Source organism: Salmonella sp. SAL04214 (assembly GCF_046550615.1).
Lineage (GTDB): Bacteria > Pseudomonadota > Gammaproteobacteria > Enterobacterales > Enterobacteriaceae > Salmonella > Salmonella enterica.
Genome location: NZ_JBGDXT010000005.1, coordinates 306,466 through 330,385, shown reverse-complemented (window position 1 = coordinate 330,385; position 23,920 = coordinate 306,466). Strand labels below are relative to the sequence as shown.

Below are 23,920 nucleotides of genomic sequence, written 5' to 3'. Positions count from 1 at the left end.
CATAAAAGGACGCCGTAGTGAGTAAAGGAATACGACAGAAGCCGCCTGTTAATTTCAGTTTATTTCGGCAGGTTTTGTATGCGCACATTGTCGCATTTTTGATGATGTTGGTGCTCGGCATGGTGTTCACCGTTCTCTCGTTGGTACTGTTTTATACTTATGGTGCCAACTGGTTACTGAGCTTGTTCATATGCCCACTGTTCTTGTTAAGTGGTTTATTCATTACTGGATTTGCTTTTAAATCAACCTGGTCCAGCATACGTTACTATTACGACAAGGGGCAGTTGAAACGGTATGGACTCAATCTTGATGCAACTTTGACGCATAAAGAGAAGGTGGAAATACGCATCGATAATGCAAAGCGTCAAGTGCGTGTAGATGAACTGGAGCTCCATGTCTTATTTGATTTTCAGTTTGATAGCAAGACATGGAGCTGCGGCGACTTACTGACCAATGAAAAGGTATTTGATGCGTTGAATGACGGGCAAACTATACCAATACGAATTTTGCCATGGAAACCGGAAAGTGCCAGCGTTCGTCAACGGGCATTATTCAATCGGCTTAAAGGTATGAATACCGCGGCGGAAACTACAGATCCTCGATTAGGGGAGGCGCTAATTGAATGTGGCGAGGTGTAAGAAAGCAGAAAAGCAAAGTGGGTTCTCGTTGCTCTGCATGTCGTCAAATTCAATTAAACGCATAAAAAAACCCCGCCGGGGCGGGGTTTTTCTTCAACTTCCAGGCGATTACGCGCGAACGAAGTCGATGTGAGTCAGCTTCGGTTTGTAAGCGTGACGCTGTACAGCCTGAGCTTTAACTTTTACTTCTTTACCGTCAACAACGAGGGTCAGAACTTCGCTGTAGAATTCAGCTTTAGCTTGCATGTTCATCACCTGGTCGTGGTCCAGTTCGATAGCAATCGGGGCTTCAGAACCGCCGTAGATGATTGCCGGGAACTTGTTAGCGGCGCGCAGGCGGCGGCTCGCACCCTTACCCTGCTCTTTACGTACTTCTGCGTTGATAGTAAACATTTAAATCTCTCTTTAATAATTCCTGCTACAGGCGACCCAGCAACAGGTAAGTGATCTGCTTTGCGTATGCAAAGGCGGGCGGGATTCTATACTCAAATCGCCGTTACATCAATGAAAAGTACAATTAACCACGTAATTCGTGCGCCCGGCGGAAGCGGCCTTCATAGTCGAACACTTTTTCACGCACCTGCCAGTACTGGCCTTTCATCCGCGCGACCACAAAATCGGGATGCCGCAACAGCGCCTGCTGCGCGACAATATCCGCCGCCGTGATCCAGCGTAAAGGAACGCCGGGCGTGCGCGTATGCGGGCGAATAAATAGCTGTTCGAAAGCGGTACGCTGGGCGGGCGTGTACAAGCGGAAGCGCTCACTGACATCCGCGCCGTCCTCGTCATAGTAAGTGATTTTCAGCCATTCGCCTTTCTCATCCTGCCCATGCTGCATCGTCATTCCGCTACAGCGCAGGACTAACGCATCCTTGAGCCTGAGCGCCGCTTTTAACATATCGTCCGGGTCGACCAGAATGGCGTCACATTCCCGGCAGCGTCGGGCGGCAATATCGTTTTCGGCATTACACTGCGGGCAGTTTTTGAAGCGAAAGCGAAAATCGCACTGCTCGCGATGGCCGTCGTCATCCTCAAACCAGCCCTGGCAGCGACGGCCAAAGTGTTCAATCAGCGTGCCGTCGGCAGTGGTTTTCCCCCAGAAGGTGTTGGCAAAGCCGCAGGCCGGGCAAAATACCTGGACAGGGACGTTATCGCTTTTTCCCTTCGGGCTACCGACCTCGGGGGCATACAGGTCGTGCGGGTTGCCTGCGTAATCAAGAATCAGGCAATCGGTCTTTCCCGGCGCAAGGCGCAGACCACGCCCGACAATTTGTTGGTAAAGACTAACTGACTCGGTGGGACGTAGAATCGCGATGAGATCAACGTGTGGGGCGTCAAAGCCGGTGGTCAGCACCGAGACGTTAACCAGATAGCGAAAACGCTGCGCCTTGAAATTATCAATCAGCGCGTCGCGCTCGGGCCCTGGCGTATCACCGGTAATCAGCGCCGCGTCGTCCGCCGGAAGTAGACCGACAATCTCTTTCGCATGTTCGACCGTGGCGGCGAAAATCATCACGCCTTTGCGCGTTTGCGCAAATTCCATAATCTGGCTGATGATGTGCGGCGTAATCCGCTGCTGCTTTTTCAGCTCGCGGTTCAGGTCGGCTTCGCTGAACAGCCCATTGCTTTGGGCCTGCAGGCGGCTGAAATCGTATTGGACCACTGGCATATCAAGCCGCTCAGGCGGCGTCAGATAGCCGTGTTTAATCATATAGCGCAGCGGCAGTTCATAAATACAGTCGCGAAACAGAGCGTTGTCGTTGCCGCGCACCATACCGTGATAATGAAATTGATAAATCCAGCCTTTTCCGAGGCGAAAAGGCGTGGCGGTGAGCCCAAGCAGACGTAAGTGAGGATTAACTTTACTCAGGTGAGTGAGGATTTGCTGATACTGACTGTCTTCATCGTCACCGATGCGGTGGCATTCATCGACAATCAACAGCGAAAACTCCTCCTGGAAGGCGTCAAGATTACGCGCCACCGACTGTACGCTGCCGAACACGACTTTGCCCTGATTCTCTTTACGTTTGAGTCCGGCGGCGAAAATATCCGCTTCCAGCCCCAGCGCGCAATATTTGGCGTGGTTCTGCGCGACCAGCTCTTTCACATGCGCCAGCACCAGTACCCGTCCGCGGGCGACGCGCGCCAGTTCGGCGATCACCAGGCTTTTACCTGCGCCGGTCGGCAGAACAATCACGGCGGGCGTACGGTGGCGGCGAAAGTGGCTGAGCGTGGCGTCTACGGCTTCTTGCTGGTAGGGGCGGAGTGTAAAAATCATGGTCTCACTACGTTAAACGGTTCCGGGAATAGTATGCCATGAATCATTTCCCTTGAGGGATATAGTTAGCCCGCTATACTGAGCGGATAGCAATTCCCTTTTTTCGGGTAGAATGCCCGATTTCCGTATTATTACAGGCTAAATCACACACATGCGACTTGATAAATTTATCGCTCAGCAGCTTGGCGTCAGCCGCGCTATTGCCGGGCGTGAAATTCGTGGTAACCGCGTTACCGTCGATGGCGACATCATTAAAAATGCGGCCTTCAAACTGCTCCCGGAACATGCGGTTGCGTATGATGGCAATCCCTTAGCGCAGCAACACGGGCCACGCTATTTTATGCTTAACAAGCCGCAGGGATACGTTTGTTCAACCGATGATCCCGATCATCCAACGGTGCTGTATTTCCTGGATGAGCCGGTGGCGTATAAGCTGCATGCCGCAGGACGTCTGGATATCGATACTACCGGTCTGGTGTTAATGACAGATGACGGTCAGTGGTCGCACCGCATTACGTCGCCGCGCCATCACTGTGAAAAAACCTATCTGGTGACCCTGGAGTCGCCGGTGGCCGACGATACGGCAGCGCAATTTGCGAAAGGCGTGCAGTTGCATAATGAAAAAGATCTCACTAAACCCGCTACGCTGGAGGTGATAACGCCTGTGCAGGTCCGTTTGACCATCAGCGAAGGCCGTTATCATCAGGTGAAGCGGATGTTTGCCGCAGTAGGCAATCGCGTTGTGGAACTGCACCGCGAACGGATTGGCGCCATTACGCTGGATGAGAATCTGGCTCCCGGCGAGTACCGCCCGTTGACTGAAGAAGAAATCGCCAGCGTCGGCTAACTATCTCGTTAAATTCAGGAGTTCGATGTGACCACCCGGCAGCACTCTTCCTTTGCCATTGTCTTTATCCTTGGCCTGTTGGCCATGTTAATGCCGCTGTCGATTGATATGTATCTTCCAGCGCTGCCGGTGATTTCTGCGCAATTCGGCGTGCCTGCCGGTAGCGCGCAGATGACGCTCAGCACCTATATTCTGGGGTTTGCGCTGGGTCAGCTTATCTATGGACCGATGGCGGATAGCCTCGGGCGTAAGCCGGTCATCCTGGGCGGGACGCTGGTATTTGCCGCTGCGGCGGTCGCCTGTGCGTTGGCGCAGACTATCGATCAACTGATCGTGATGCGTTTCTTTCACGGTTTGGCGGCTGCGGCGGCAAGCGTCGTCATCAATGCGCTGATGCGGGATATTTATCCAAAGGAAGAGTTTTCGCGCATGATGTCATTTGTCATGCTGGTCACTACGATAGCGCCGTTAATGGCGCCCATTGTTGGCGGCTGGGTGTTGGTATGGTTAAGCTGGCACTATATCTTCTGGATACTGGCCATTGCGGCGATTCTGGCGTCAGTCATGATCTTTGCTCTGATTAAAGAGACGCTGCCCGTTGAGCGGCGTCAGCCTTTTCATATTCGTACCACAATAGGTAACTTTGCTGCGTTGTTTCGCCACAAACGCGTACTGAGCTATATGCTGGCGAGCGGGTTTAGTTTTGCCGGTATGTTCTCTTTTTTGAGCGCGGGGCCGTTTGTCTATATCGAAATTAATCATGTTCCGCCGCAGGATTTCGGCTACTACTTCGCGTTGAACATCGTATTTCTGTTTGTGATGACGATTATCAACAGCCGTTTTGTCAGACGGGTAGGGGCGCTAAACATGTTTCGGGCCGGGCTATGGATTCAGTTTGCGATGGCGGTGTGGATGGTTTTCAGCGCGCTGATGGGCATTGGATTCTGGGCGCTGGTGGTCGGCGTTGCGGCGTTTGTCGGCTGTGTGTCGATGGTTTCGTCCAATGCGATGGCGGTCATTTTGGATGAGTTTCCGCATATGGCCGGAACGGCGTCTTCGTTGGCGGGCACTTTCCGCTTTGGTATTGGCGCTATCGTCGGCGCGTTGCTGTCGCTGGCTACCTTTACCAGTGCGTGGCCGATGATTTGGTCGATTGCGCTTTGCGCCGCCTGTTCCATTCTGTTTTATCTCTACGCCAGCCGTCCCAAAAAACGGTGACGGGCGCGCTGTCCCTCAATGGCGCCGAAGAATGCGCAGGCGGCGTTGGGGGACGCTATCCGCTACACGATGGCAAAGCCAAACGGCTTTCATAGTTGATGTATATCAATTACCAATTCATCATTTTCCTTCTTTATGTTTATTTTATGTAAAATCCATTTATGTAAAAAGTCACATCATTGTAGTTAAAAAGGTTGAGTTAGATCGCAGAAACGGGTACATATAGCCCGCCGCTATCTCCGCGTCGGTAAAACTATTTTAACTCCCGCTTGCTGTAGAGCCACTGACGGAGAGAAGGGCGTTAGCAATCTGTTTAAGGACGGGTTGTCAATGATGTGTTAATATAAATGTAAGTAAATTGTGAAGTAATTGTGCTTCCGGGGAAAGAAAGTGAATACATTACAGCTCTCAATTGTTCACCGTCTGCCGCAAAACTATCGCTGGTCGGCGGGTTTTGCGGGGTCAAAGGTTGAACCGATTCCGCAAAACGGGCAGAGCACCGAGAATAGTCTGGTGGCGCTTAAACTGTTGAGTCCGGCAGGCGATAGCGCGTGGTCAGTGATGCATAAGCTCAGCCAGGCGCTAAGCGATATTGAAGTTCCTTGCTCCGTGCTGGAGTGCGAAGGGGAACCGTGCCTGTTCGTTAATCGTCAGGATGAGTTTGCCGCCACCTGTCGGCTGAAAAATTTCGGCGTGGCGATAGCGGAACCTTTTTCTAACAATAATCCTTTTTAGGCGTCAGCTTAACGCGAGTAGCTGACGCGTATAGGCCTGTTGCGGTGCGGTAAACACGCGCTCGCATTGCCCCTGTTCAACCACCTCCCCCTGTCGCAGCACGATAACCTGATGGCACAGCGCGCGTACTACATGCAGATCGTGGCTAATGAAGATATAGGCCAGACGGTGCTTTTGCTGGAGCGATTTCAGGAGGGCAAGAATCTGCGCCTGAACGGTTTTATCCAGCGATGAGGTCGGTTCATCCAGAATAATAAGCGACGGTTTTAAAATCAGCGCCCTGGCGACGGCGATACGTTGACGCTGGCCGCCGGAAAACTCAGCGGGGTAACGATGCCGCGTTTCCGGGTCCAGGCCGACTTCCATCATGACCGCTTTCACCTGCTGTTCGCGCTGCGCGCCTGAAAGCGTAGGCTGGTGGACGCGCAGGCCTTCTTCGATAATTTGCAATACGTTTAAACGCGGGTTTAGCGATGAGTTCGGGTCCTGGAATACGACCTGGATACGGTGGCGAACAGGTAAAAGCTGGCGGCGGTTTAACGTATCCAGCGATTGACCGTCAAATACGATGCGGCCTTCGGAGCGGATAAGCCGTAACAGCGCCAGACCGGTGGTGCTTTTTCCCGATCCTGACTCGCCGACCAGACCCAGCGTTTCGCCTGGATGCAGGGTGAAACTGATATTGTTAACCACCACATTATGATCCACGACGCGCTTCAGAATGCCTTTGCGGATCGGGAAGGCGACGCGCAGCCTGTCCACTTCCAGCAACGGCGTCTGCCCGGCGGGGAGCGGAACCGGATCGCCTGTGGGTTCGCTGTTGAGTAGTTTTTGCGTGTACGGATGGGTCGGCGCGGAGAGCAGCGTGTCGGCGCGTTGGTTCTCTACGCACTTGCCGTGTTGCATTACCGCCACTGAATCCGCCAGTTTTTTTACAATGCTGAGGTTATGGGTGATAAACAGCAATCCCATATTGAGCTCGCGCTGGAGTTCCCGAAGTAGAGATAAAATCTGCGCCTGTACGGAGACGTCGAGGGCGGTGGTCGGCTCATCGGCGATCAGTAATTCCGGCCGTGTTAACAGCGCCATGGCTATCATGACGCGCTGGCGTTCGCCGCCGGAAAGCTGATGCGGATAATCGCGCAGACGCTGGCTCGCCTGGCGGATACCGACTCGATCCAGACAACCGATCATCTCCGCTCTTGCCGCCTCCCGACGCATTCCCCGATGGAGCGACAGCACTTCATAGAGCTGTTTTTCCAGCGTATGTAGTGGGTTAAGTGAAACCATCGGTTCCTGAAAAATCATGGCGATTTTATTGCCGCGTACGCCGCGTAGCGTCTGCTCGCTGGCATGAAGCAATGATTCGCCGTGAAAGCGAATATCGCCGGAGAGGTAGACGGCGGGAGGGGTAGGCAAAAGACGCAGAATGGAAAGCGCCGTCACGCTTTTTCCTGACCCGGACTCGCCGACCAGCGCCAGCGTTTCCCCGGCGTTCACCTGTAACGAAATGGCGTTAACGACAGGGCGTACGTGCTGTTGCTGACGGAAACCTACCGATAAATTTTCAATTGCAAGCAATGGAGATGTCATCTTATACCGCCTTAGCAGGATCAAAGGCGTCGCGTACCGCTTCGCCGATAAAAATCAGCAGCGATAGCAGAATGGCGACAGACAGAAAGGCGGCGATCCCCAGCCAGGGAGCCTGTAAGTTGTTTTTCCCCTGTAAAAGAAGTTCGCCGAGAGAAGGGGAGCCAAGCGGTAGACCAAATCCCAGAAAATCCAGCGACGTCAGGGTGGTGATGGAGCTACATAAAATGAACGGTAAAAATGTCAGGGTAGCGACCATCGCATTAGGCAACATATGGCGCAGGATAATGTCCCGATCGCTGACGCCAAGCGCCTGCGCGGCGCGGATATAGTCAAAATTGCGGGTCCGTAAAAACTCGGCGCGCACCACGCCCACCAGACTCATCCAGCCAAACAGTACGGTTATGGCCAGCAGCCACCAGAAGTTAGGCTGCACTACGCTGGAAAGTAAAATAATCAGAAACAGGGTCGGCATCCCCGACCAGACTTCGATGAGACGTTGTCCCCATAAATCGACTTTGCCGCCATAATAGCCCTGTAGCGCGCCCGCCAGTACGCCCATGACGCTGGAGCAAATCGTTAACATCAGACCGAATAAAATAGAAATGCGGGTGCCGTACAGGATGCGGGCGAAAACGTCGCCGCCATTCGCATCGGTGCCCAGCCAGTTTTTCGCCGAAGGCGGGGAGGGGAAAGGCTGCGTGGTGGCAAAATTAATGGTATTGGCGCCAAAGCGTACGGGGGCCCACAACACCCAGCCCCGATTCTCAAGCTGCCGTTGTAGCCAGGGGTCCTGATAATCTGCCGTTGTCGCCAGCGGGCCGCCGAAATCGCGCTCGCTGTAATTTTTTACCAGCGGAAAATACCACTGGCCTTCATAGCGCACCAGCAATGGCTTATCGTTAGCAATCAGTTCCGCACATAAGCTCAGGCTGAACATGACCAGGAAAATCCATAGTGACCAATAGCCCCGGCGATTATGGCGGAAACGCGCCCAGCGGGCCTGATTGACCGGGCTTAATCGCGGCATTATCGTCCCTCAAAATCAATGCGTGGATCGACCAGCGTATAGCTGATATCGCTCAGGATATTCAGTAATAAGCCAATCAGGGTAAAGATATAAAGCGTGCCGAACATCACCGGATAGTCGCGCGAAACAGTTGCTTCATAACCCAGCAGCCCCAGGCCGTTGAGCGAGAACATGACTTCAATTAGCAACGAGCCGGTGAAAAACATACTGATAAAAGTGGCGGGAAACCCGGCGATCACCAGCAGCATGGCGTTACGAAAAACATGTTTCCAGAGAATGTTTTTTTCACTCACGCCTTTAGCGCGAGCGGTAACGACATACTGTTTACGCACCTCGTCGAGAAACGAATTTTTCGTCAGCATCGTCAGGGCGGCAAAACCGCCGATGACGGTCGCCAACACCGGTAGCGTAATATGCCACAAATAATCGGTGATTTTTTGGTACCACGGTAATGTGTCAAAGTTGGCGGAGACCAGGCCACGTAGCGGAAAGATATCGTAGTAGCTGCCGCCGGCAAAAAAGACGATTAATAAAATAGCGAACAGAAAGGCGGGGATCGCATAACCGATAATGATAAACGCGCTGCTCCACACATCAAAGCGACTGCCGTTATGGACGGCTTTGCGGATCCCCAGCGGGATAGACACCAGATAAATAATCAGCGTGCTCCATAATCCCAGGGTAATGGAGACGGGAAGGCTATCTTTGATCAGCGTTAGTACGGATGCGCTGCGAAACAGACTGTCGCCGAAGTCAAAAGAGAGATAGTCCCGTAGCATCTTGAAATAACGCTCATGCAGCGGTTTGTCGAAGCCGTAGCGATGGGTGATCTCCGCGATCACCTCCGGATCGAGTCCCCGGCCGCCGCGATAATGGCTGTCGCTGATATTGCCGACGCCGGTTTGCGCATGACTGGCGCGAACGCCTTCGCCGCTGGCGCCGGGCAACGCGCCGCCCTGGCCAAATTCAATCGCGGCAATCGCCTGATCGACAGGGCCGCCGGGAGCGATCTGCACGATAAAAAAGTTAATGGTAATAATGGCCCATAGCGTGGGGATCACCAGTAACAGACGGCGGATAAGATAGGCGCCCATTGATTCTTACTACCTCCTGGCTGCCGGTAGTTTGGCGGCTTTGTTGACATCATACCACCAGGTATCTAACCCGATGGTATATACCGGGCGAATCGCCGGATGGGAGAATTTATCCCACCAGGCGAGCCTGTCTTGCGCCATATACCACATCGGCAGCATGTAATAGTTCCAGGTCAGCACGCGATCCAGCGCCCGTCCCAGCGGCACCAGTTTCGCTTTATCACCCTGCGCTGCGATAATTTGCGCGATCAGTTTATCCACCACCGGGCTTTGTACGCCGGGAGCGTTATAACTGGAGTCAATGTATTCCGACGCCCATGAGATTTGTAGATCGGAGCTGGGCCAGGGCATCGCCCGCCATAGCCTCGGCATCATGTCATAGTCGCGGCTACGCATCCGGTTGGTGAGTTGAGAATTATCAACCTGACGGATAGTCATCGTAATGCCCAGACGCTGAAGATTATGCTGGAAGGGCAGAACCCACTGGCTATTACTGCTGGCAGGAAGGAGAAGTTCAAACGTCAGAGGCTTACCGGTGACGCTATTGACCCGTTGCTGTCCGTTGATCACCCATCCGGCCTGCGTCAACAAGGCGTCAGCTTTAAGAAGATTTTCGCGATCGTAGCCGTCGCCGTTAGAGACCGGCGGCTGATAGATCTGGGTGAAGACTTCAGGAGGAAGATCTTTTTTCATCGGCGCGAGTAATACCAGCTCATCGGCGTCAGGGTAATTTCTGGCGGCGTACTCGGTATTCTGGAAGTAACTGTTGGTTCGGCTCCAGGCATTATAGAACAGCGCTTTATTCATCCACTCAAAATCGAAGGCCAGGGTGACAGCTTCACGTACCCGCCGGTCTTTAAATACCGGGCGCTGAATATTAAAGGCCAGCCAGCGTGTGTCCTGCGCCGACTCGTTTTTCTGCTCTTCTTTAATGATGTAATGATTATCGAAATTTTTACCGATATAGCGCGTTGCCCAGTTTTTAGCGTCGTTTTCCAGCCGTAGATCAAATGCGCCCGCTTTAAACGCCTCGAAAGCGACATTGTCATCAAGGTAGTAATCGTAGCGGATAGTGTCGAGGTTAAAACGTCCACGATTGACCGGCAGATTAGCCGCCCAGTAGTTTTTGACGCGTGAATAGACAATGTACTGGCCCATTTTCCACTGAGTAGTCCGGTATGGCCCGCTGGCTAAGGGCGGCGTTGAAAGTGGATCGCTGAGTTTGTGATTTTTCCAGAATTTTTCGGGCATGATCGGTAGTGAAAACAGACTAAGCATGTCTTCTTTACCAGGCTTCGCCAGCTCAATTCGCACGGTTAAAGGCGCAATCGCCTTCACGGTAGTACCTTTATAGACCAGACGGAACTGCGGTACGCCTTCGGTCATAAACTTATGAAAGGTAAAGGCTACATCGCGGGCGGTAATGGGCGTGCCATCGTGAAAACGAGCGCGGGGATTAATCGAGATTTCCACCCAGGAATAGTCGGCGGCATAGCGGGCATGGTCGGCAATCAGCGGGTAATAGCTTCCGGGTTCATCATCCGAGGTGGTAAAAAGCGTATCGTAAAGGGCTTCGGTACGTACGCCGGGATTGCCGCGCAGCGAATAGCGATTGAAATTATCGAACGTACCAATGGCGGAAAGCGTCATCTGACCGCCTTTCGGCGCAGCAGGATTCACATAATCAAAGTGATCAAAGTTAAAAGCATACTTAGGTTCGCCGAGTACGGCGAAAGCGTAGCTTTCTTTGATTTCCTGGGCCTGGGCGCCAGCGCTAACCAGTGCGACAAGCAGAAGCATTACGCGCGCAATCATCTGAAGGCGGTTTCCTTATCGTATTGCCCGCTGCAAACCGGCAGGCGTTTCGCTGAATAATAAGTGACGTTGCGTCTGATGTGAATCCGTTAAAACCGTAAGGGGACTACCATTCAGGCACGGAAGGCGCCGACATCCACAGCACGAAATCTTTTAGGGGTAAAGGACGACTAATCCAGTACCCCTGCAAGTAATTAACACCGTGATCGCGTAGCCAACGGGCCTGCTCCGGCGTTTCAACGCCCTCGGCCACCGTCAGCATATTCAGGCGTCTGGAGAGCGTCAGCACGGTATCCAGAACCGGAGACGTGACGGTTTCCGTGCCGATCGCCTGGATAAAGCCGCGATCGATTTTCAGATAATCTAAAGTAAATCGCTCCAGATAAATCAGGGCGCTATGGCCTGTACCGAAATCATCTATAGCGATTTCAAACCCGGCGGAATGCAGCCATTCGAACAGTTTGGCCGCTTCATACTGCTGGAGCATATCGCGTTCAGTGATTTCCAGCACGATATGAAAATGGTGCGCGGGCAGGGCGTCCCTGAGCCGGTGCATATCCTCTTTAAAACTGTCGCTGTGCAGATGTTCCGGCGCGATGTTAATGCCAAATTTGGCACCGACGGGCATCACCTTCTGTAGCGTGGGTGCATCGCGGGCGATCAGCTCGAACAGATGCTGCGTTAACGGTACGATAAGTTGCTGCGCTTCGGCATAGTGGATAAAGGCATCCGGCGGAATCTCGCCTGCCGTAGGGTGACGCCAGCGCAGTAAGACTTCAAGCCCGGTGACGCTCAGCGTACGAGTATCGACGACGGGCTGATAAACCACATAAAACTGCTCGTGTTTGATCGCCGTTAAAATCTCTTTGCCCGGTCGTGTCCGGAGGGCATAGATAAAGTAACAGATAAACCCCGCTACGATGCCGCTAATGCAGCCCAGCATCAACGCATACCATAAGTCATTGTAGGTCCAGCTATCGGCATAAAGCTGTATTTTAAGCGGCAGGCCGTTGATAGTTGCCTGTCGTGATGGCGTGCCCGGCAGCTCCGCGACGGTCAGCAGACGCGAAGAAAAGGTCGACAGCGCGGTATTGCCGACAATCAGCGCGATGCCGTTAAAATCGTCCTGGCGCGTGGTATAGAGTAAGTAGGGCGTCAGGTTAATATTCAGCGATGTGAATACGCCGCTGTCATTTAATAATGGGTTTCGATACCAAATCACCATTGTCGGTTTGTTGGGCATCATTGGCGTGCCGGGCAGAATCGCCATAGCAACGTCTTTGCGGATATCTATATCCGGTACCAGTTGCTGAAGCGGCATATTCATGGCGCCAGTGGCGGAAGAGCAGAACACTTTTTTATCTTTAATCAATAAGAAGGCGCGGACATTAAGGCTAAAAGCGGCTCTTGAGGTGAGTTCTGCGCCAACCTGCTGACAGGTGTTGATCGTCAACGGCTGAAGAATATCGGTGGTGGCTTTCAGGTCGGCGAAATAGCTGGCCAGGTAATGTTGTACATCAGAAAGGAGCGTATTGTATTTAACATCCCGTTTATGCCACGACAGGAAAAATTGCAGGCTACCAATAAGTAATGCTGCCGCCATCCCCGTAATGATACAGGTAAGCAGGATTTTCCGACCGGAAGAGGAGTCGCGTGTAAGCATAATTCCTGGTGTGACCTGAAAAGGCGGATGCCGGTTAAACTGGTTGATTTATAAGACTATAGCCTAGATTACCCCGGATAGTCATGCTTTTCTGTGATGCGCAGGAAAGCGTATTGTCGCAGTAGTCGTTGGCGGAAACGACCTGAATGTCTGATGGCGCTATGTTTATCAGGCCTATGTTCGTGTGTTGTAGGCTGGATAAGAGGCGACACGTCGCTATTCGGTAAAACGGGTTCAGAAGGGATAATAAGCAAAAGCACTGCCGAAGCAGTGCTTTTTATGTCGTCTCATCAGGTAAGCCAAGGGAGGTGCTGCCTGATGAAGATTAACTGCGGCTCAGAACTCGACGCGCTTCATTGTAGCGTTTTTTCCAGTACGGTTCGTTCATACTGGAGATAATGACGCCGCTACTGGTAGACGCATGGACAAACTGGTTATTGCCGATATAAATACCGACATGACGACCAGTGGAACCGGCGCGGAACAGAACCAGATCGCCCGTACGCAGGTTATTGCGTGAAACCGCTTTGCCCATTTCCTGCTGTTCATAGGTTGAACGCGGAAGCTCTAAACCAAACTGTTCACGGAAGGTGCGCTGTACAAAGCTGGAACAGTCGACGCCTTTTTTAGTGCTGCCGCCAAGGCGGTAACGCACGCCTTTCCAGTCAGCATACTGATCCATAATCCGCGACTTAACGTCGAGGTTACGCACCATATTTTCAAATTCATCCTGAGAGGCTTGCAGTGAAGAGCTATCGCTATTGCCCACAGCATGCGTCTCAGAATGCATATTCTTTGCGGTATTGGTGGTTGTGCTACAAGCAGAAAGCAGAACCGCAACTGCAATCGCAGGAATCCCGCGCAAAATATATCTCAAAATCGGTTGAGATTTGACCATGTTGTTTGTTTTCCCTTGAAGTCCTTAACGATAAATATCGTTATAAAAATGCCAAACGTGATGAGACTAATTACCTGCACAGCTTGAGACAATTCTTTGTGCACAAATCTGTGGCGGAACGCACAAATTTATTCGCAATGAGAATAATTATCTGGCGAGGCAAAACGAGTTTGAGATTACCCGATTGTTGCTGTCATTGCGAGCGATTTCGCGTGATTTTTTATAAGAATTTATGATACGAAAAGTGAACTATCAGCACGGGTCAAATTAAGCGCAAATCGTTTAAAAATCGTGCAACCTGTTCATTTTGCAGAGGAATAATATGACCGAAAAATGATGGGCTGGGGGAATATCATCATAAATTACCTTCAACGATGTAAAACTATCGCTGAAGGTAATGTTAATTGCATGGGTTATTTGTTTAAAATTTGTTTATTTCCACCCGGGAGATAATTCTCAAAAAGCGCTATCGCCCGGTCGCTGAGCGGGGTCATCAGCCACCAGGGGAGGCCAATCAAAATAACCGTGAGTGACCCGACCACAATATCGGTGAACCAGTGAGCGCCAATCATAACGCGCGGAAACGCGAAAACCACAAATATAATAAGGGCGATAATCCCCGCCTTTTTGCCGAAATAACGCAGCATAAAGGCGGAAAATATCAGCAGCATCATACCGTGATCGCCTGGGAAACTGTCTTTTGACGCGTCTTTTGTCGGGATGTGCAGCAACTCGCTGACGCGATAAATATGCTCAAAAGAGAGCGTTGGGCTGGCGCGCTTGACGGGGATCAGCGCCTGACCGAGTTGGTTAAGCACCACCGCTGTTAGCAGCATGACCAATCCGATTATCACAATGCGCCGCCGACCCGACGCGTCTTCTTTTAGCCAGAAACTGAGCATCAGTCCGCCCATCGCCAGCAGCGAACAGCCGTCAAACGCCCGATTATTGGTAATAGCGACCCACCAGAGGAACGCGTGGCTTTCCACCAGTTTCTGGTTAAAGAAGTGGAATATGCCGGAATCAATGGTGAACCAGAAACCGTGATTGACGGGAAGATACCATGACAAAAACAGCGCCAGACCGGCGGCATTAAGCAGAATTATCAAGGAATAGCGGGTTTTCATCGTCATTTCGCCATAGTTTTTAAACGGTGGCAACCTTACGCGTGCGTCGCTAAACGAAGCTTCAACAAGGCCGTCTGTAACGTATTCCAGTCGGTTTCTGTGTTTGAGATAAGTTCAACCCGGCTGTCCGGCGGCGCGACACTCTGTGTTTCGATGTGCAGGTCATCGCCCTGGCGATTGATGCGTACCAGCCCCTCTTGTATGCGCATAACGCCTTTCACCCGGCCCACCGGCGCCAGACGCGCCCATTCAAGGAGGCCAATGGTGTCAAACACGGTATCGGCATCGAAAATCCAGCCGCAGGCCTGATGACCCTGTCCGCTATTGAGGCTGCGTCGCCAGCGCTGCTGGGCGGGCAGATTTAGCGCGGCGAGTCCTTTTTTACTGGTATGAGTGTGAGAATGCGCGGCGCTGGCCGGCAGTTCCGCCAGATTTTGTCGCGGTAAATCAAGAAGCTTACCGTCTATCTGTCCATGTTCGGCATGAATCAGTTGGCGATCGCCGCCGTACTGTCGCCACCACTGTTGCAGGGCGGCATCGCTCTGCGCCGTGGCGCGATCGGTTTTATTGGCGATGATAATATCGGCTGAGGCGAGCTGATCGCGGAAATTTTCATTGGCGACGCTCTGTTGGTCCAGTAGCAGGCGAGGGTCCAGGATGCAGAGCGTGGCGCGTAAATCAATCCACGGCTCATAAACCGGCGCAGTTAATAAATCCAGAATCTGTTTTGGGTGTCCCAGTCCGGTTGGTTCAATCAGCAACCGGTCAGGTTTGCCCTGGCGCAGCAGCGTGTTGAGCCCCACCTGCATAGGCAATCCATTGACGCAGCACATGCAGCCGCCGGGGATCTCTTTTAGCAGTGCGCCGCTGTCGGCAAGCAGTGCGCCGTCAATACCCACTTCGCCAAATTCATTGACCAGGACGGCCCACTTTTCAGCCGGATCTTTATGGGCTAATAAATGAAGGATAGAGGTGGTTTTTCCGCTACCGAGAAATCCAGTAATAAGATTGGTTTTGGTCACGTCAGCTCCAGAATATTGATACAACATAACAACTTTAATAATCCTGGCGAATAAACGTGAAAAAGAGAAGCGCTGAGTTGACGAAGTCGTGCTTCTGCCATCTTAAGAGCAGAAAATGTTAAATTTTTAACGTTTCTCTTTCCGGGCGCAGAACAGTCAATAAAGAAAAGGGTCAGACTGCGCCCTGGGGCGCAGCCGAAAAATGCGAAACTTAATCCGCGCGCCCCATATAACGGCGCTCTTCGATATGAATGCGGATTTTCTCACCTGCGCTCAGGTATTCGGGAACCTGAATCACCAGACCGGTGCTTAATGTCGCGGGTTTGTTACGTGCGCTGGCGGACGCTCCTTTAATACCCGGCGCGGTTTCGACGATTTCCAGATCCACAGTCTGCGGAAGCTCTAGCGCCAGCAGTTGGCCGTCCCAGGTCAGAACCTGCATATCCGGCATTCCGCCTTCAGGCATAAACAGCAACTCTTCTTCAATCTGATCTTTGGTGAAGGTATACGGCGTATAGTCTTCTTTATCCATGAACACATATTCGTTGCCATCGACATAAGAAAAGTCAACGCCGCGACGGCTCAGGGTGACGGTATCAACGATATCGTCGCCTTTGAAACGTTCTTCCACTTTCAGACCGGTGCGGACATCGGAAAAACGCATTTTATACAGTGTGGCGGCGCCACGGGCGGTAGGCGACTGAATGTCGATATCTTTCACAATCAGCAATTTGCCGTTGTAGTTCAGTACCATACCCTTTTTGATTTCGTTCGCTCTTGGCATCGAGGAGATCCTGTTGTAGAGATTATCTAAAATATCGCGTAAAACTACTCGCGCCGGGCCGTCCAGGCAAGTGGAATTGTCACTTTTGCTGGTGCAAAAAAGGTGATACTGTTCGCCCGCTTTCCGCTCCGCGTTCAACGAGAATAGGCGATGGCATGTCGCCCGGAGGGGGGAAGTGTGCTGTGTTGTCCCTTCTGTTTCCAGCCTTGTCTTCGGAATGTCTGAGGGCAGGCCTGATCATGATGACGTCCACATTTTAAATCTGGATTTTTCTTTGGACAAATTCTGTTATCTTTCATTTGGTTATAAATAGAGGGCTGAGCATGGACTGTCGTAGCGGTTGTGGCGCTTGCTGTATTGCGCCTTCAATTTCGTCGCCGATACCCGGAATGCCGAATGGCAAGCCGATGAATACCAGATGTGTGCAGCTTTCGGAAGATAACTTGTGTCTTATCTTTGGCTCGCCTTTACGCCCAAAAGTGTGCTCTGGTTTGCAACCGGCAGGGGACATGTGTTTAACGACCCGGGAAGAGGCCATTATTTATTTGCTGGAACTCGAACAGAAAACCTTACCATGAGCTAAGCCGTTTTTGATAAATGTGCAGGGGCTTACGTTATATCCCGAAATAGTCTGCAAAAGCTGCGCCTCAAATTACCTCCTTTTACCATTAAATAGCGTAATACATGATTCCCTTATTTCGTGGCTTCTGAAGCGGTAGATGCCGCCGCTCAACCCCGTTGGTGCCTGAACGTGTACCGAATAAACCGATACATAAAACAAAAACGATCAATTTTATTTATATGATAGTTTTTATCTATTAAAAAGAGGGATTTTGATCGATTTTAATTATTTATAACGATCGATATCATGAATTTGATAGTTTATATCTATCATTGATGTATTTACCGATCGATATAACCAGTGTGAATGTGTTGTTATTTTCCTTTAAAATACTCGAATTCTTATGTGTGGGTTTTATCTTATGAAGAAATATACGTTCGCAGCCAGGGCGTTTATTTTTACGCTGGTGTTGCTTTTTGTTATTTCAGTATTCGGGTTGACTATTAGCGTTTTAAAAGGGATGTGAAATGCGGGGAGAAAATAGTGAAATTGATTTAGTCGACGTTTCCTTATTCCTTATAAGAAAATGGCTAAGTATCATGATCGCTACCTTTATTTTTGTTGCCATTGGCTATGTTTTTGTGAGCGTGCAGCATGATACAAAGGTTGTGAGTATTACGATCAAACCTAATCTGGATACGCCTGCTACCTATGCGTTATGTGGCTATACTAATGATATTCAATGTAAAACAACGGTTATCCTTAACCAGTTTAGCCGTTTCTTGCCTACGGAATATAAAAATAAAATAAGTTTTGACGCGAAAAAACAGCTTGTCATTTTTAAGGCGCAGGGGAGGGAAGAAAGTGTCAATAATATTATTTCCACCCTGAAAAATAGTGTCGATAAAATGGCAGCATGGTATATCGATGACGGTGACATTAAACGTTATAGTGTGCATAAAAATATGTTACAAACGGAAACATATGCCAAGCTATCATTGTTGTCGGAGGCGGTTAAAAATAATGCTAACATTGAAGTGATAGATGTTGCTGTAACACCAAAATATAAGATGCGGCTGGTGTTGGTCCTTTGCGGGCTGATGGGCGTAATTTTCTCAATAACCGGTCTTTTATGTAGGAGGGCGCTTACAGAATATCGTATTGAGAAAAAGACAATGAATGACCGTGCATGAACATTGCGCAGAGATAAACTCTGCGCTGAAATGTGTCGAAGAGTAAAAGTATCAGGCTTGCAAGTTAAACATCTTTAATACGCGACAGGCAGAACATGGTGGCGACAATCATAACTAACGCAAACCAGAAGACCGCATGATAATTCCAGATTTCTGCGGCGATTCCCGCCAACGAACCGGCAATGATCCAGCCGACGCGAATGGTATTGGTATACAGCGTGGTGGCTGAACCCGCCTGGCCTGGCATGAGATCCTGAAAATAGAGCATGCCAATCCCGCCAAGAATGCCGATGTAAATCGCGTTCAGCAACTGCAAGCCGAGCAATGTTGCCGGTGCGTGCGCCAGCAACATACCCGCATAAAAGCACAGTCCGGCGACAACGGCGATGCACATTAACAGGCGTTTTCCCAGCCGTTTGGCGAAGTAACCTGCAATCAGCATTGTGGGAATCTCCAGCCCGGCGGCGGTGCCCATCATCACGCCTGCAAGTTTTTCCGGAAGATGCAGCTCATTGATGATAAACAGCGGCATATTAATGATATACAGGCTGTTAGTTCCCCACATTAACGTACAGATGACAAACAGCAACAGCGTATCACGGCGATTACGACGCGGTGCTTCCAGCGTGCCGGTCGCTAGCGGCGCATCTTTGCGCATTGACGGTAAAAAGAACCACACCATGACGCCGCAGACGATAAAAGCTACCGCCGCGCTCAAATACATCACCGTAAAGCTAAAACCCATCGCCAGCGCATAGGCCAGCGGCGGCCCAATGACCCAGGCCAACGAGACCTGGGCGCGGAGGATTGAGCTGAACATCACCGCTTCACGACCTGTACGATCGGCATGTTCTCGGGCTAGCGCAAACATCTGCGGGTTGGCGGTAGAGCCGAAGCTACTGAGAAAGACGCCGATGAACAGCAAAATAAAGTAGTTGCGGTTCCAGGCAAACAACACGCAGGCCAACATGCCCAGCACGCAACAGAAAACGATCAGTTTTTTGCGATCGCCTTTTTTATCTGAGCGACCCGCCAGAAACTGGCTCACGATAATGCCTATAACCGCGCTGCCGGTAAAAAAGAAACCCACCATGCCGGGACGGGCGTGCACCTCATCCGTCAGAAAAATACTGAGCGTCGGCGTCTGTAACGCACCGGCAATACCGGTGAGAAAAGCGACGATTAAAAAGGCGGTAGACGTCAGGTCAAACGATTTGGGCGCAGCGGCGGCGGGACTGTTGTGCATGTTTCTATATCAGTGGTGTGAAGAGAGGCGGAGTTTACGCTGCCCATCAGAAAATAAACAGGCGTCTGAATCAAAATCGACACGAAAAATCAAAATAGCATTCCAGTTTGTTACCAGGGCGTGCTGACGCAAGCTGAAAGAAAAAAGCTGAAGCCTTTTATGCGTCAGCTATTGAGGGTCTGTTGGAGAAAAAATGTGCTTCACCTCAAAAAATTGCTACAAAACCGGTAACTTTTCTTGCGTGCTGAAGCAGAAAGATCCAGACTTCTTGAAACGTTTCAGCGCGATCTGGTTTTTTTGATAACTCAGATTGGCGCTTTTTTTCTCATAGTGGCTGAATCGTTTCAATTCAGCAGGAGAGGAGACACATGTTCCAGTTATCGGTTCAGGACATTCATCCGGGCGAGCAGGCCGGAAATAAAGAAGAGGCCATTCGGCAAATTGCCGCCGCGTTAGCGCAGGCGGGGAATGTGGCGGGCGGCTATGTTGACGGTATGCTGGCGCGCGAACAGCAAACCTCGACCTTTCTTGGCAATGGTATTGCGATTCCCCATGGCACAACAGACACGCGCGATCAGGTGCTGAAAACCGGCGTCCAGGTCTTTCAATTTCCGCAGGGCGTTACCTGGGGAGAAGGCCAGGTCGCCTACGTGGCGATTGGTATTGCCGCCAGTTCGGATGAACACCTCGGCCTGCTGCGTCAGCTGACGCATGTGCTGAGCGATGACTCCGTGGCTGAACAGCTGAAATCCGCGACAACGGCGGAAGAGCTGCGCGCATTGCTGATGGGCGAGAAGCAAAGTGAACAATTAAAACTTGATAACGAGACGATGACGCTGGATGTCATCGCCAGCTCGCTGGTCACATTGCAGGCGCTAAATGCGGCGCGTCTGAAAGAGGCGGGAGCGGTTGATGCGGCGTTCGTCGCAAAAACGATTAACGATAGTCCGATGAATCTGGGACAAGGCATCTGGCTGAACGACAGCGCGGAAGGCAATTTGCGCAGCGCTGTTGCGGTAAGCCGTGCGACCCAGGCGTTTGACGTAGAGGGTGAAAAAGCAGCCTTATTAGTCACTGTCGCGATGAACGATGAGCAGCCGATTGCCGTGCTAAAACGCCTCGGCGACCTGTTGCTGAACAATAAAGCCGATCGTCTGCTGAGCGCTGACGCCGCGACGCTGCTGGCGTTGCTGACCAGTGATGATGCGCTGACGGATGACGTACTGAGCGCGGAATTTGTAGTGCGTAATGAGCATGGTCTCCATGCCCGTCCGGGCACCATGCTGGTGAATACGATTAAACAATTTAACAGTGAAATTACCGTGACAAACCTTGATGGAACCGGCAAACCGGCAAACGGACGTAGTCTGATGAAAGTGGTGGCATTAGGCGTGAAGAAAGGCCATCGTCTGCGCTTTACCGCGCAGGGTGAAGATGCTGAACAGGCGCTGAAAGCGATTGGCGATGCGATCGCCGCCGGTCTCGGGGAGGGCGCATAATGAGCAGGCGTGTTGCCACCATTACCCTTAATCCGGCTTACGATCTGGTTGGGTTTTGCCCTGAAATCGAACGCGGCGAAGTGAACCTGGTGAAAACCACGGGTCTGCACGCGGCGGGCAAAGGCATTAACGTTGCCAAAGTGCTGAAAGACTTAGGCATCGACGTCACCGTCGGCGGTTTTCTCGGTAAAGATAACCAGGACGGTTTTCAGCAATTGTTCAGCGAACTGGGCATCGCTAACCGCTTTCAGGTGGTTCAGGGCCGGACCCGCATCAACGTGAAGCTGACGGAAAAAGATGGCGAAGTGACCGACTTCAACTTTTCCGGCTTTGACGTGACCCCCGCAGACTGGGAACGCTTTGTTAACGACTCCCTGAGCTGGCTGGGTCAGTTCGATATGGTCTGCGTCAGCGGTAGCTTACCGGCTGGCGTGAGTCCGGAAGCGTTCACCGACTGGATGACGCGTCTGCGCAGCCAGTGTCCATGCATTATCTTTGATAGTAGCCGTGAAGCGTTAGTCGCCGGTCTTAAAGCTGCGCCGTGGCTGGTGAAACCGAATCGCCGCGAACTGGAAATTTGGGCGTGTCGTAAGCTCCCGGAAATGAAAGATGTGATTGATGCGGCGCACGCGTTACGCGAACAGGGTATCGCCCATGTGGTGATTTCGCTGGGGGCGGAAGGCGCGCTGTGGGTTAACGCCTCAGGAGAATGGATCGCTAAACCACCGGCGGTTGACGTGGTAAGTACCGTCGGCGCAGGCGATTCCATGGTTGGCGGATTGATTTACGGCCTGCTGATGCGCGAGTCCAGCGAACATACGCTGCGTCTGGCGACGGCGGTTGCCGCGCTGGCGGTCAGCCAGAGCAATGTGGGTATTACCGATCGTCCTCAGTTGGCCGCAATGATGGCGCGTGTCGACTTACAACCGTTTAACTGACAGCAGGAGAGGCATAATGAAAACGCTGCTGATAATTGACGCTAATCTCGGCCAGGCTCGCGCTTACATGGCGAAAACCCTGCTTGGAGCGGCGGCGCATAAAGCAAATCTGGAAATTATCGACAATCCGAATGATGCTGAGCTGGCGATCGTGTTGGGCGAATCTCTGCCGAACGACAATGCTCTGAACGGCAAAAAGGTTTGGCTGGGGGATATTGGTCGCGCCGTCGCGCATCCGGAACTGTTTCTGAGTGAAGCCAAAAGCCATGCGACCCCTTACAGCGCCCCTGCTGCGGCTGCTCCTGCGGCGAGCGGCGGTCCGAAACGCGTGGTCGCGGTAACGGCCTGCCCGACCGGCGTCGCTCATACTTTTATGGCGGCTGAAGCCATTGAAACAGAAGCGAAAAAACGCGGCTGGTGGGTAAAAGTCGAAACGCGCGGCTCCGTGGGGGCCGGCAATGCCATCACCCCGGAAGAGGTGGCGGAAGCGGATTTAGTGATTGTGGCGGCGGATATCGAAGTGGATCTGGCGAAGTTTGCCGGTCTCCCGATGTACCGCACGTCGACCGGCCTGGCGCTGAAAAAGACGGCGCAGGAGCTGGATAAAGCCGTAGCGGAAGCGACGCCGTATCAACCGGCGGGTAAGGCATCGCAAGCGGCGACCGAAGGGAAGAAAGAGAGCGCTGGCGCATACCGGCATCTGTTGACGGGCGTTTCTTACATGCTGCCTATGGTAGTTGCCGGGGGACTGTGTATTGCGCTTTCCTTCGCCTTTGGTATTGAAGCCTTTAAGGTGCCGGACACGCTGGCGGCGGCGCTGATGCAGATTGGCGGCGGTTCGGCGTTTGCGCTGATGGTGCCGGTACTGGCGGGTTATATCGCTTTCTCCATCGCGGATCGCCCAGGCCTTACGCCAGGTCTGATTGGCGGTATGCTGGCGGTTAGCACCGGTTCCGGTTTTATCGGCGGGATCATTGCCGGCTTCCTTGCCGGGTATATGGCGAAGCTTATCAGTACCAAATTGAAACTTCCGCAAAGTATGGAAGCGCTGAAGCCAATCCTGATCATCCCGTTAATTTCCAGTCTGGTGGTGGGGCTGGCAATGATTTACCTGATCGGTAAACCGGTTGCCGGGATTCTGGAAGGGCTCACTCACTGGCTGCAAACCATGGGAACCGCAAACGCAGTGCTGTTGGGCGCGATTCTCGGCGGGATGATGTGTACCGACATGGGCGGCCCGGTGAACAAAGCGGCGTATGCGTTTGGCGTTGGTCTGCTGAGTACGCAAACTTACGCGCCGATGGCGGCGATCATGGCCGCAGGTATGGTACCGCCGTTAGCGCTGGGTCTGGCTACGATGGTGGCGCGTCGTAAGTTCGACAAAGCGCAGCAGGAAGGCGGTAAAGCGGCGTTGGTGCTGGGGCTGTGCTTTATCACTGAAGGCGCTATTCCGTTTGCGGCACGCGACCCGATGCGTGTACTGCCGTGCTGTATCGTTGGCGGCGCGTTGACCGGGGCCATTTCTATGGCGGTAGGCGCAAAATTGATGGCGCCGCATGGCGGTCTGTTTGTTCTGCTTATCCCAGGCGCAATTACGCCGGTATTGGGATATCTGCTGGCAATTGTGGCCGGTACGCTGGTGGCAGGGCTGGCTTATGCCGTCCTGAAACGTCCGGAGACGGAAGTCGCGGCAAAAGCGGCGTAAGAGAAACACGCTAAAAAAGGCAGAGCGCGCTCTGCCTT

22 protein-coding genes are annotated in these 23,920 nt (G+C 52.1%); 10 read left to right on the top strand and 12 right to left on the bottom strand.

Features of this window, described 5'->3' with window-relative positions; all coding sequences use genetic code 11:
• Positions 1-17 precede the first annotated feature (17 nt).
• A complete protein-coding gene (locus tag ACLJQD_RS11725; protein ID WP_000033429.1) occupies positions 18-638 on the top strand; it encodes a hypothetical protein in 621 nt (206 codons plus the stop codon).
• A 108-nt stretch (positions 639-746) separates the two neighbouring features.
• Here the strand turns inward: ACLJQD_RS11725 and rplY are convergent, their stop codons facing one another.
• Both rplY and ACLJQD_RS11715 read right to left on the bottom strand, forming a co-directional pair.
• The gene (rplY, locus tag ACLJQD_RS11720) at positions 747-1,031 is read right to left on the bottom strand and encodes a 50S ribosomal protein L25 (protein WP_000494192.1); all 285 of its coding nucleotides are present in this window, start codon (positions 1,029-1,031) and stop codon (positions 747-749) included.
• A 124-nt stretch (positions 1,032-1,155) separates the two neighbouring features.
• Positions 1,156-2,916, bottom strand: coding sequence for a DEAD/DEAH box helicase (locus ACLJQD_RS11715; RefSeq protein WP_017442011.1), 1,761 nt, complete (start codon positions 2,914-2,916; stop codon positions 1,156-1,158).
• Between the two features lie 151 nt (positions 2,917-3,067).
• Here ACLJQD_RS11715 and rsuA point away from each other — a divergent pair, with 151 nt between their 5' ends.
• The 3 genes from rsuA to ACLJQD_RS11700 all read left to right on the top strand — a co-directional run bounded on the left by rsuA (position 3,068) and on the right by ACLJQD_RS11700 (position 5,716).
• Positions 3,068-3,763 carry a 16S rRNA pseudouridine(516) synthase RsuA gene (gene rsuA, locus ACLJQD_RS11710; protein ID WP_001234836.1) on the top strand — a complete coding sequence of 232 codons (696 nt, stop codon included), beginning with the start codon at positions 3,068-3,070 and terminating at the stop codon, positions 3,761-3,763.
• 27 nt (positions 3,764-3,790) lie between these two features.
• A complete protein-coding gene (locus ACLJQD_RS11705) occupies positions 3,791-4,981 on the top strand; it encodes a Bcr/CflA family multidrug efflux MFS transporter (RefSeq protein ID WP_000213349.1) in 1,191 nt (396 codons plus the stop codon).
• A gap of 390 nt (positions 4,982-5,371) precedes the next feature.
• On the top strand, positions 5,372-5,716 hold the full coding sequence (locus ACLJQD_RS11700; protein WP_001094639.1) for a YejG family protein: 345 nt from the start codon (positions 5,372-5,374) through the stop codon (positions 5,714-5,716).
• 3 nt (positions 5,717-5,719) lie between these two features.
• On the opposite strand, the gene yejF is transcribed toward ACLJQD_RS11700, so the two are convergent.
• The 9 genes from yejF to yeiP form a co-directional block, all read right to left on the bottom strand.
• Positions 5,720-7,309, bottom strand: a complete 1,590-nt coding sequence (gene yejF / locus ACLJQD_RS11695; protein WP_000203619.1) for a microcin C ABC transporter ATP-binding protein YejF — start codon at positions 7,307-7,309, stop codon at positions 5,720-5,722.
• Position 7,310: 1 nt separating this feature from the next.
• Positions 7,311-8,336: an ABC transporter permease gene (locus tag ACLJQD_RS11690; RefSeq protein ID WP_001137753.1), complete on the bottom strand. Its 1,026-nt coding sequence runs from the start codon at positions 8,334-8,336 to the stop codon at positions 7,311-7,313.
• The gene (locus ACLJQD_RS11685; protein WP_000501623.1) at positions 8,336-9,430 is read right to left on the bottom strand and encodes a microcin C ABC transporter permease YejB; all 1,095 of its coding nucleotides are present in this window, start codon (positions 9,428-9,430) and stop codon (positions 8,336-8,338) included. The genes ACLJQD_RS11690 and ACLJQD_RS11685 overlap by 1 nt, the downstream gene beginning before the upstream one ends.
• A 9-nt stretch (positions 9,431-9,439) precedes the next feature.
• Positions 9,440-11,245: an extracellular solute-binding protein gene (locus ACLJQD_RS11680; protein ID WP_410967615.1), complete on the bottom strand. Its 1,806-nt coding sequence runs from the start codon at positions 11,243-11,245 to the stop codon at positions 9,440-9,442.
• Positions 11,246-11,351: 106 nt separating this feature from the next.
• Positions 11,352-12,908 carry a cyclic di-GMP phosphodiesterase gene (locus tag ACLJQD_RS11675; protein ID WP_000957763.1) on the bottom strand — a complete coding sequence of 519 codons (1,557 nt, stop codon included), beginning with the start codon at positions 12,906-12,908 and terminating at the stop codon, positions 11,352-11,354.
• Positions 12,909-13,233: 325 nt separating this feature from the next.
• On the bottom strand, positions 13,234-13,806 hold the full coding sequence (mepS, locus tag ACLJQD_RS11670) for a bifunctional murein DD-endopeptidase/murein LD-carboxypeptidase (RefSeq protein ID WP_000241015.1): 573 nt from the start codon (positions 13,804-13,806) through the stop codon (positions 13,234-13,236).
• A gap of 413 nt (positions 13,807-14,219) precedes the next feature.
• Positions 14,220-14,939, bottom strand: coding sequence for a phosphatase PAP2 family protein (locus ACLJQD_RS11665; RefSeq protein ID WP_017442010.1), 720 nt, complete (start codon positions 14,937-14,939; stop codon positions 14,220-14,222).
• 29 nt (positions 14,940-14,968) lie between these two features.
• Entirely contained in the window at positions 14,969-15,955 is a 987-nt protein-coding gene (locus ACLJQD_RS11660) for a CobW family GTP-binding protein (protein WP_000169353.1), read from the bottom strand.
• A 211-nt stretch (positions 15,956-16,166) separates the two neighbouring features.
• Positions 16,167-16,739 carry an elongation factor P-like protein YeiP gene (gene yeiP / locus ACLJQD_RS11655; protein ID WP_001136822.1) on the bottom strand — a complete coding sequence of 191 codons (573 nt, stop codon included), beginning with the start codon at positions 16,737-16,739 and terminating at the stop codon, positions 16,167-16,169.
• A 323-nt stretch (positions 16,740-17,062) separates the two neighbouring features.
• Here yeiP and ACLJQD_RS11650 point away from each other — a divergent pair, with 323 nt between their 5' ends.
• From ACLJQD_RS11650 to ACLJQD_RS11640, 3 genes are all read left to right on the top strand, one after another.
• Complete coding sequence (locus tag ACLJQD_RS11650) at positions 17,063-17,317, top strand: zinc/iron-chelating domain-containing protein (RefSeq protein ID WP_023209193.1); 255 nt, start codon at positions 17,063-17,065, stop codon at positions 17,315-17,317.
• 387 nt (positions 17,318-17,704) lie between these two features.
• Complete coding sequence (locus tag ACLJQD_RS11645) at positions 17,705-17,827, top strand: membrane protein (protein ID WP_001519564.1); 123 nt, start codon at positions 17,705-17,707, stop codon at positions 17,825-17,827.
• A gap of 1 nt (position 17,828) precedes the next feature.
• Complete coding sequence (locus ACLJQD_RS11640; RefSeq protein WP_017442009.1) at positions 17,829-18,494, top strand: GNVR domain-containing protein; 666 nt, start codon at positions 17,829-17,831, stop codon at positions 18,492-18,494.
• A 64-nt stretch (positions 18,495-18,558) separates the two neighbouring features.
• On the opposite strand, the gene setB is transcribed toward ACLJQD_RS11640, so the two are convergent.
• The gene (setB, locus tag ACLJQD_RS11635; protein WP_017442008.1) at positions 18,559-19,740 is read right to left on the bottom strand and encodes a sugar efflux transporter SetB; all 1,182 of its coding nucleotides are present in this window, start codon (positions 19,738-19,740) and stop codon (positions 18,559-18,561) included.
• Positions 19,741-20,108: 368 nt separating this feature from the next.
• Here setB and fruB point away from each other — a divergent pair, with 368 nt between their 5' ends.
• The 3 genes from fruB to fruA are packed head-to-tail and all read left to right on the top strand — an operon-like array spanning position 20,109 to position 23,882.
• Entirely contained in the window at positions 20,109-21,239 is a 1,131-nt protein-coding gene (gene fruB / locus ACLJQD_RS11630; RefSeq protein ID WP_000487287.1) for a fused PTS fructose transporter subunit IIA/HPr protein, read from the top strand.
• Positions 21,239-22,177, top strand: coding sequence for a 1-phosphofructokinase (fruK, locus tag ACLJQD_RS11625; protein ID WP_017442007.1), 939 nt, complete (start codon positions 21,239-21,241; stop codon positions 22,175-22,177). Before fruB ends, fruK begins: the two co-directional genes overlap by 1 nt.
• Before the next feature lie 16 nt (positions 22,178-22,193).
• A complete protein-coding gene (gene fruA, locus ACLJQD_RS11620) occupies positions 22,194-23,882 on the top strand; it encodes a PTS fructose transporter subunit IIBC (protein WP_000854408.1) in 1,689 nt (562 codons plus the stop codon).
• Positions 23,883-23,920 lie beyond the last annotated feature (38 nt).

What these genes read in the sequence shown, in the direction of transcription:
- ACLJQD_RS11650 (WP_023209193.1), top strand. Translation starts at nt 17,063, where the DNA reads ATGGACTGTCGTAGCGGTTGTGGCGCTTGCTGTATTGCGCCTTCAATT.
- ACLJQD_RS11715 (WP_017442011.1), bottom strand. Translation starts at nt 2,916, where the DNA reads ATGATTTTTACACTCCGCCCCTACCAGCAAGAAGCCGTAGACGCCACG.
- ACLJQD_RS11675 (WP_000957763.1), bottom strand. Translation starts at nt 12,908, where the DNA reads ATGCTTACACGCGACTCCTCTTCCGGTCGGAAAATCCTGCTTACCTGT.
- ACLJQD_RS11680 (WP_410967615.1), bottom strand. Translation starts at nt 11,245, where the DNA reads ATGATTGCGCGCGTAATGCTTCTGCTTGTCGCACTGGTTAGCGCTGGC.
- ACLJQD_RS11640 (WP_017442009.1), top strand. Translation starts at nt 17,829, where the DNA reads ATGCGGGGAGAAAATAGTGAAATTGATTTAGTCGACGTTTCCTTATTC.
- ACLJQD_RS11690 (WP_001137753.1), bottom strand. Translation starts at nt 8,336, where the DNA reads ATGCCGCGATTAAGCCCGGTCAATCAGGCCCGCTGGGCGCGTTTCCGC.
- rplY (WP_000494192.1), bottom strand. Translation starts at nt 1,031, where the DNA reads ATGTTTACTATCAACGCAGAAGTACGTAAAGAGCAGGGTAAGGGTGCG.
- ACLJQD_RS11665 (WP_017442010.1), bottom strand. Translation starts at nt 14,939, where the DNA reads ATGACGATGAAAACCCGCTATTCCTTGATAATTCTGCTTAATGCCGCC.
- fruA (WP_000854408.1), top strand. Translation starts at nt 22,194, where the DNA reads ATGAAAACGCTGCTGATAATTGACGCTAATCTCGGCCAGGCTCGCGCT.
- yejF (WP_000203619.1), bottom strand. Translation starts at nt 7,309, where the DNA reads ATGACATCTCCATTGCTTGCAATTGAAAATTTATCGGTAGGTTTCCGT.
- fruB (WP_000487287.1), top strand. Translation starts at nt 20,109, where the DNA reads ATGTTCCAGTTATCGGTTCAGGACATTCATCCGGGCGAGCAGGCCGGA.
- ACLJQD_RS11645 (WP_001519564.1), top strand. Translation starts at nt 17,705, where the DNA reads ATGTGTGGGTTTTATCTTATGAAGAAATATACGTTCGCAGCCAGGGCG.
- fruK (WP_017442007.1), top strand. Translation starts at nt 21,239, where the DNA reads ATGAGCAGGCGTGTTGCCACCATTACCCTTAATCCGGCTTACGATCTG.
- setB (WP_017442008.1), bottom strand. Translation starts at nt 19,740, where the DNA reads ATGCACAACAGTCCCGCCGCCGCTGCGCCCAAATCGTTTGACCTGACG.
- ACLJQD_RS11685 (WP_000501623.1), bottom strand. Translation starts at nt 9,430, where the DNA reads ATGGGCGCCTATCTTATCCGCCGTCTGTTACTGGTGATCCCCACGCTA.
- yeiP (WP_001136822.1), bottom strand. Translation starts at nt 16,739, where the DNA reads ATGCCAAGAGCGAACGAAATCAAAAAGGGTATGGTACTGAACTACAAC.
- mepS (WP_000241015.1), bottom strand. Translation starts at nt 13,806, where the DNA reads ATGGTCAAATCTCAACCGATTTTGAGATATATTTTGCGCGGGATTCCT.
- rsuA (WP_001234836.1), top strand. Translation starts at nt 3,068, where the DNA reads ATGCGACTTGATAAATTTATCGCTCAGCAGCTTGGCGTCAGCCGCGCT.